This is a genomic window from Aquiflexum sp. (assembly GCF_041749095.1).
GTDB lineage: Bacteria > Bacteroidota > Bacteroidia > Cytophagales > Cyclobacteriaceae > Aquiflexum.
Genome location: NZ_JBGTCA010000125.1, coordinates 1 through 7679, shown reverse-complemented (window position 1 = coordinate 7679; position 7679 = coordinate 1). Strand labels below are relative to the sequence as shown.

Below are 7679 nucleotides of genomic sequence, written 5' to 3'. Positions count from 1 at the left end.
CATTTTTCATACCGTGGGTTTCCTTACTGTCGCTTGATTTAGGGTACTTCTAGGAGATCATGGTTTGAAGAAGTAAGGAAACATCATGGAAAAAGAATTAACATTCTCAGACCTTGGGATTTCAGCGGAAATCTTAAGGGCTGTGGAAGATATGGGATATACCCAACCTTCCACAATTCAATCACAATCTATACCCCTTTTATTGGAAGGACGAGATGTCATCGGTCAGGCCCAAACGGGCACTGGTAAAACTGCTGCGTTTGGTATTCCGATCATCGATCAGGTAGATACATCTATTAATAAGCCACAAGCTCTGATCCTTTGCCCAACCCGTGAATTGGCGGTACAGGTAGAAGGTGAAATCGTAAAACTTTCAAAATACAAAAGAGGTCTTTCCTCAACCTGTATTTATGGAGGTGAAGCGATTGACAGACAGATCAAAAGCTTAAGAAAGGGTGTTCAGATTGTAGTAGGTACTCCTGGCAGAATCATGGATCACATGGACAGAGGTACATTAAAGCTTGATATGGTAAGTATCATCATATTGGATGAGGCTGACGAAATGCTGGATATGGGCTTCAGAGAAGATATTGAAAATATCCTCAAAGAATGTCCTGAAGAAAGACAGACTGTCTTTTTCTCAGCAACAATGCCGAAACCGATTTTGGACTTGACCAGGAAATTCCAGAACAATCCTGCACACGTAAAAGTGTTGAGGAAGGAATTGACGGTAGAAAATATATCACAGGTATATTACGAAGTAAAACCATCATTAAAAATCGAATTGATGACCAGGTTGATGAACCTGAATCAATTTAACTTAAGTTTGGTATTCTGTAATACCAAAAGAGTAACCGATGAGGTTACGGAGGAATTGATTGCAAGAGGCATACAGGCAGAAGCATTGCACGGAGATCTCTCTCAGGCACAGCGGACCAAGGTAATGAACAAGTTCAGAAAAGGTCATTGCTCGGTAATGGTTGCTACTGATGTGGCTGCCAGAGGTATCGATGTGGATGATGTCGAGGTTGTTTTCAACTTTGACCTTCCTTTGGACGAAGAAAATTATGTACACAGAATCGGTAGAACCGGTAGGGCCGGTAAATCCGGTGCTGCAATCAGCTTTGTGACCGGAAGAAAAGACATGTACAGGATCAAGGATCTTGAAAAGTTTATCAAGACTTCGATTTCCAAAATGTCCCCTCCTTCTGTTTCTGATCTTATAGAACTGAAAAAGACACAATTTGTGAAAGATGTCCATAGACAATTGAGCAAAGAAGGTGATAACAGTTTCTATGAGGATATTATTGGTCAACTTTTGACTGAAGGTCTTTGTATCGAACAAGTAGCTTTGGGATTGGTGAAAATCCAATTGGCTGACACCGTTCATGAAATGGAAGACCAAAACTTTGAACTTGATCTTGGAAGAGATAGGGACAGAGGCTCTAGAAGAAGTGAAGGTGGAAGAGAAAGGGACTTTGGACGTGGAAGAGATTCAGGAAGAGGAAGAGAAAGATCCGTTAGAAGCGAAGGTGGAACCAGAGGATATGGTAGAGACAGAAGTGAAAGATCTGAACGACCTGAAAGAAGCGAAAGAGGAGAAAGAAGTGAAAGAAGTCCAAGAGAAAAAGGTGTAAGAGAACCTGGAATGGCCCGTCTTTTCTTAAACTTAGGAAAGAAAGACCGAATCAGACCGAATGATATCGTCGGAGCAATTGCCGGTGAAACCGGTGTTCCCGGCAGATCTATAGGTGGCATCGATATTTTCGACAACTTCTCGTTCGTGGATGTACCTCAGAAAGATGCTGATCACGTAATCAGTGTCATGAGAAACAATACTATCAAAGGAATTACCGTCAACATGGAAATTTCCAAAGGTTGATCAACGGAAATTAAAAGGATTAATAATTTTAATGGTAAATAATTAAAAGCACGGTCTCTCAGAGATCGTGCTTTTTCTTTTGATTTCCTATTCGATTCAAATTGGATTCCGTATTTTCGTTGATCAATCCCCTAAAATATGCAGCTTTTTTTCCATGAAATTGCACAGGACAAAGACTTTCAGTTAGATCTTGAAGAATCAAAGCATCTTATCAAGGTATTAAGAAAAAAACAGGGAGACAAAGTCAATTTCACAGATGGAAAGGGCTATCTGTACACCTGCGTCATCACAGTAGCTGATCCCAAAAAAGCCACTCTTTCTATTGAGGAAAGGAATTATATTCCTGAGGATGATTATTACATCCATTTGGCCATCAGTCCAACCAAGAATGCTGAGAGAATGGAATGGATGATAGAGAAGATTACAGAAATCGGCGTACATGAAATCACTTTTATGCAATCCGAACATTCCGAAAGGGGAAACCTGAAACTTGAACGTTTGGAGAAGAAGATTATCTCAGCCTGTAAACAAAGTCTCAAAACCCGTGTTCCTAAATTAAATGGAGTGATACCGATGAAGGATTTGGTGATGGACAAAAGGTTCGACACCTACCAAAGGTTTATCGCTTATATCGATGAGGAAAATGACAGGCATCTATTTGATAAAGCAAAAAAAGATAATGCTTACATCATTCTTATTGGCCCTGAAGGGGACTTTTCCCAGCAGGAACTCGATTTGGCGTTTAAACATTATTTTCTGCCCTGTTCTTTGGGGAAAAGCCGGCTGAGATCTGAGACTGCCGGGCTTGCAGCAGTACATACATTACAACTTATCAATAATCTGGATTTATAATGAAGAAGACTTATTTATACTGTGCAATTGCAATTATATTTTATTCCTGTCAGCCACAAGCAGAGGATAAATCTACCGCTGTGGGATTGGATGGTTGGCTGGAAGGTAACAGTGAAGAGAAATTTGATGTAATTGCCAATCAACTTGGCGGATTCAGCCGGACTATGGTTGAAGTCTCTTACAGATATTCCGAGTTATATTGGGCAGGGATGGATGAAAATTGGGATTATGCTGACCATCAGGTAGAGCATATCATTGAGGCCATGGAAGATGGCCTGAAGAGAAGACCTTTAAGGGCCGGGTCCGCAGAGGATTTTATGGAAAATACACTTCCACACATTGAAGAGTTGATTCAAAAGAAAGACAAAGAAGAATTCATCAAAGGCTTTCGGGCTCTGACTTCTGCATGCAATGCCTGTCATGCCAAAGAAGGTGAGTCCTATATCATGATTCAGGAACCTGAAAACCGTTTATCACCTGTTAGGTGGTAAATGCAAAAAAGTTATGGATCTTCTTTATTTGGACGATTCAAAAAATTACTTTTACAGGATTCGTTTTAACTAAAATAAACAGAATTCATCTCGGATGGAATGTGAAGAAAAGACTGTTGTGATTAATAAAGAACAAGAGAATAAAAAAGATGGTCTAAGTATTTTGCTTACCACTGACGAGGATGATGCCAGGCCGGTATTTCTCTCGGGAAATTTCAATAACTGGGCCACACAAGATCGTAGGTTTCTTTTACAAAAAGTTTCTGAGGGAAATTACGCATTCACTTTTCCCGAAGATTTTATTTATCCATCTGAACTGATTTACAAATTTACAAAGGGAGACTGGTCTGAGGTAGAAATAGACCTTTATGGAAATAGAACCCCAAACCGTTTTTGTAAAAAAACTTCCGGAATCCAGAAAGAACATGTTCCAAAATGGCGAAAAAACTGGCTACCATTCAGACCAAGCCAACTTCCGAAAGTCCATTTGATATCTGAAGAATTTGAAATCCCACAACTGAATAAAACCAGAAAGGTCTGGGCACTATTGCCCCACGATTATGAGACCTCTACGGAACATTATCCGGTACTTTATCTTCAGGACGCACAAAATCTCTTCAATGAAAATTCACCTTTTGGCAATTGGCAAATAGATAAAAAGCTAGCGGTCATGTCTGATTATGGCATTGGCAAAATCATTATTATTGCCATCGAACATGCCGAAAAAGAACGGCTATTGGAATACAACTTCGGTAAGACAATTCTCGGACAAGGTGAAGGAAAAAAATACATCCGATTTATAACAGACACTCTTAAGCCTTTTGTGGACAAAAATTTCCGTACCAAATCTGGAAGGGAATTTACAGGTATTGGAGGTAGTTCCATGGGTGGACTTGTGAGTATTTTCAGCGGTCTCATTTATCCTGAGGTATATGGAAAACTGATGATCTTCTCCCCTTCCCTATGGGTCATTCCAAAAATCAAATTTTCATTTCTGGATTTTTTTGAACCCATGGATACAAAGGTTTACCTTTATGCAGGTGGGGATGAAAGTGAGACTATGATCCGACATGTCAAGAAATTCAAAAAACGGCTTTTAAAAAGAGAATCCATCAGGGAAAGGATGAAAGTCAAACTCAGCTTCAATATGGAAGGAAAGCACAGTGAAACCTACTGGAGTGATGAATTCCCTAAAGCCATAGAGTGGTTGTTTTTTAGCAACAAAGAAGGGGATATTTAAATAAACCATTTTAGAATCCAGTTAAAAAACGGAAGTTTTGTTGCCTTCCTTATTTCAATCAATTTATTATAACTTAAAAAATAAGATGAAATTAAATATTTTAGATTCTGCCAATAAATTTAAGGGGCTTGTTCTTATCCCCTTTTTTGAAGTTGAAGAGTCTGTGAAATTCCCATCGGGATTTACACAAATCGAGGTATCCAAAAACCTGTTTTCCGGTAAAAAAGATTCCCAGTTTATCATCGAAGATAAAAAAAATGAAAGGGTGTATCTTTTATTAGGTCTTGGAAAAAACCCTGAATACCATACGGTTAAAAACATATTCAGGAGATTAACAGCCAAACAGGAATCGGTAATCGATGAGAAAATGCTATTGGTTTTTTCAGATGGAATGGAATCCGATTTATTGGAAGCGGCGGTATCAGGTCTTTCGCTTGGGACTTATAGATTGGGGCATTTTAAAAATCATGAAACTGAACCTAAAAATTGGGATAACACAACTTTATCAATCATCTCACCGCTAAAAACTGCCAAAGAAATCGCAGAAAAGGGGTTGAAAATTGCCAATGCCCAATTGCAGACTTTTAAGTTGGTGGACCTCCCTCCAAATAAAGTAACCCCGGAATATATGGCTGAATGGGCTAAAAAGACCGGAAAACAATTTGGAATCAATGTTAAGGTTTTCGATAAGAAAAAAAGCGAAAAGGAAGGATTGAAAGCTTTCCTGGCAGTGGCCCAAGGGAGTCAAAGGGAACCGCAGTTTATCATCATGAAATACCGCCACAAAGAAGCGACCAAACATATTGGTCTTGTCGGCAAAGGTGTGACTTTTGATACCGGAGGTCTCAATATCAAAACTTCAGGCATGGTCCACATGAAATGTGACATGGGAGGTGCAGCATGTGTTTTGGGTGCCATGCAACTAATGGCTGACCTGCAGTTGCCCGTAAATGTGACTGCGGTTGTGCCCTGTGTGGAAAATGCAGTAGATAATCTTTCTTTTTTACCATCTGATATTATCGGGAGCCACAGTGGAAAAACCATAGAAATCATCGATACAGATGCTGAAGGCAGGTTAATTTTAGCCGATGGTTTGTCCTACATCATTAAAAACCATCAGTTGGACTCAGTGATTGATGTAGCTACTTTGACAGGAAGTGCAGTGGGTACCTTTGGCTATGAGTGTGCTGCATTATTTTCAAATGATATCAAGCTTTCACAGAAGCTACAAGATAGTGGAATGGCCATCAACGAGAAGGTTTGGCCGCTTCCATTATGGGATGCTTACAAATCCGAAATGGACAGTGAAATTGCTGACATCAAAAACTTTCATGGAAAACCATTTGCAGGTGCGATTACATCCGCTAAATTTCTACAGGCTTTTACTGATAACCATCCATCTTGGGCACATATTGATATTGCCGGAACAGCTTTTGGAGATTCGGAATTCGCAAAAACCAAAAATGCTACTGCCTTTGGTGTTCATTTATTAATTAAATTGTTGGAAAATAAATAAGCCATGAAATCGAGCATGAGGGAAACGTTAAACGGAGATATGTTTATTAATCATGCAAGATTCCTCCCGATAGCTAACGGGATGACCACTTAAAGAAAATTATAAGCAGATGAAAGAGAATAACAAAACCATTTTGTGCATTTCCAATTATTTCAAAGGAAGTGCCTTTCTAATTTCATTGAAAAAGGCAGGCAATACGGTTTTTCTTATTACCACAGAAAAACTTAGGGAAAGCCCATGGCCTTTTGAGTATATAGATGAGGTTTTCTATATGCCCGGTCAGGATCTTGACTGGGATATGGAAAAACTTCTTTTCGGAGTGGCCGGCATTATAAAAACTACAAAAATCGATGCAATAGTAGCCTTAGATGATTACGATGTTGAAAAGGCAACTTTTCTTAGAGAAAATCTGAGGATTCCGGGAATGGGTCAGACCACCGGAAGATATTTCAGAGATAAATTGGCCATGAGGATAAGGGCACACGATGCGGGGGTTTTGGTACCAGCTTTTGCTGCGATATTGAATGACAATGAAATCAACCACTTTGCTGACAATGTCCCTCCGCCATGGGTATTGAAACCCCGCTCTGAAGCTTCTGCACACGGAATCATTAAAGTTCATGACAAAAACAGTCTTTGGCAGAATATCCATGAACTTGGGGATAACAGGGTGAGATATCTTGTAGAACAGTTTAGGCCGGGAGATGTATATCATGCCGACAGTCTTAATCTGGAAGGAAAGACTTTGTTTTGTACTGTTTCCAGATATTTGGCCACACCGATGGAAATTTCTCAGGGCGGTGGGGTTTTCAGAAGCGCCAATGTTCCTTATGGTTCAGATGATGAAAAGGACATCAAAGAAGCCAATAAAAAAGTGATGAAAGCATTTGGTATGAAAAGCGGTGCGGCGCATACTGAATTCATAAAAGGAAAAGAAGATGGGAAGATTTACTTTTTGGAAACTTCTTCAAGAGTGGGTGGTGCCCATTTGGCAGAAATGGTAGATGCCGCTACGGACATCAATCTCTGGACAGAGTGGGCCAAAATCGAAGATGCAATTTGCAAAGAAAAAGACTATAAGCTCCCAAAAGTCAAAAAAGGATTTGCCGGAATTGTACTGACACTTTCCAAATTCAAAGAACCTGATCTTTCATCTTTTGAAGACCCTGAGGTGTTTTTCAGGGTTCCATTGGATTATCATGCAGGTTTGATAGTACGGTCGAATAATCATAGCAGAGTTCTGGAATTGCTGGATGATTATGCGGAAAGGCTAACGAGGGATTTTTCGACTGTAGCAGAACAGGAAAAAATCAAAAAATTTCATTAAAAAAACCGGAGAAATTGTGATTTCTCCGGCAGAGCATAAGATCGGATGATTTCTGGGTGATAATCGCAACGATTCAACTTACTCTTTTTACTCTAGGGCTTATTAATTATATTCTTTTTCAACAAGCAATCAATACTTCTTCCACATTCATTTCTTTTGAAATATCTTCAAGAATCTGAGGGATTTTTTTCATTTGAACAGATTTATCAACTACCCAATCAAATCCTTGGTGTAAATAAACTTTTCTCAGTAAGGGGCCAATATGAGATTTGCACAACATTATTCTGCAATCAGGATTAATCTGTTTAATTCTTTCTATAGTGAGATCCGGAGAGAATTTACCTGAGGCAAGTTTAAGGCAAACATTGATG

At 39.4% G+C, this 7679-nt stretch carries 7 protein-coding genes; 6 read left to right on the top strand and 1 reads right to left on the bottom strand.

Annotated features, from left to right (window positions below):
* The first annotated feature begins 85 nt into the window (after positions 1–85).
* The 6 genes from ACEW8O_RS06860 to ACEW8O_RS06835 all read left to right on the top strand — a co-directional run bounded on the left by ACEW8O_RS06860 (position 86) and on the right by ACEW8O_RS06835 (position 7308).
* Positions 86–1882, top strand: a complete 1797-nt coding sequence (locus tag ACEW8O_RS06860) for a DEAD/DEAH box helicase (protein WP_373493879.1) — start codon at positions 86–88, stop codon at positions 1880–1882.
* Between the two features lie 138 nt (positions 1883–2020).
* Positions 2021–2734 carry a 16S rRNA (uracil(1498)-N(3))-methyltransferase gene (locus ACEW8O_RS06855; protein WP_373493878.1) on the top strand — a complete coding sequence of 238 codons (714 nt, stop codon included), beginning with the start codon at positions 2021–2023 and terminating at the stop codon, positions 2732–2734.
* The gene (locus ACEW8O_RS06850; RefSeq protein ID WP_373493877.1) at positions 2734–3225 is read left to right on the top strand and encodes a hypothetical protein; all 492 of its coding nucleotides are present in this window, start codon (positions 2734–2736) and stop codon (positions 3223–3225) included. Before ACEW8O_RS06855 ends, ACEW8O_RS06850 begins: the two co-directional genes overlap by 1 nt.
* Before the next feature lie 94 nt (positions 3226–3319).
* Complete coding sequence (locus tag ACEW8O_RS06845; protein ID WP_373493876.1) at positions 3320–4465, top strand: alpha/beta hydrolase; 1146 nt, start codon at positions 3320–3322, stop codon at positions 4463–4465.
* An 85-nt stretch (positions 4466–4550) separates the two neighbouring features.
* On the top strand, positions 4551–5981 hold the full coding sequence (locus ACEW8O_RS06840) for a M17 family metallopeptidase (protein WP_373493875.1): 1431 nt from the start codon (positions 4551–4553) through the stop codon (positions 5979–5981).
* 109 nt (positions 5982–6090) lie between these two features.
* Positions 6091–7308: an acetyl-CoA carboxylase biotin carboxylase subunit family protein gene (locus tag ACEW8O_RS06835; RefSeq protein ID WP_373493874.1), complete on the top strand. Its 1218-nt coding sequence runs from the start codon at positions 6091–6093 to the stop codon at positions 7306–7308.
* A gap of 118 nt (positions 7309–7426) precedes the next feature.
* On the opposite strand, the gene ACEW8O_RS06830 is transcribed toward ACEW8O_RS06835, so the two are convergent.
* The coding region (locus tag ACEW8O_RS06830) for a hypothetical protein (RefSeq protein ID WP_373493873.1) at positions 7427–7679 on the bottom strand (253 nt) is incomplete at its 5' end.

What these genes read in the sequence shown, in the direction of transcription:
- ACEW8O_RS06860 (WP_373493879.1), top strand. Translation starts at nt 86, where the DNA reads ATGGAAAAAGAATTAACATTCTCAGACCTTGGGATTTCAGCGGAAATC.
- ACEW8O_RS06855 (WP_373493878.1), top strand. Translation starts at nt 2,021, where the DNA reads ATGCAGCTTTTTTTCCATGAAATTGCACAGGACAAAGACTTTCAGTTA.
- ACEW8O_RS06850 (WP_373493877.1), top strand. Translation starts at nt 2,734, where the DNA reads ATGAAGAAGACTTATTTATACTGTGCAATTGCAATTATATTTTATTCC.
- ACEW8O_RS06845 (WP_373493876.1), top strand. Translation starts at nt 3,320, where the DNA reads ATGGAATGTGAAGAAAAGACTGTTGTGATTAATAAAGAACAAGAGAAT.
- ACEW8O_RS06840 (WP_373493875.1), top strand. Translation starts at nt 4,551, where the DNA reads ATGAAATTAAATATTTTAGATTCTGCCAATAAATTTAAGGGGCTTGTT.
- ACEW8O_RS06835 (WP_373493874.1), top strand. Translation starts at nt 6,091, where the DNA reads ATGAAAGAGAATAACAAAACCATTTTGTGCATTTCCAATTATTTCAAA.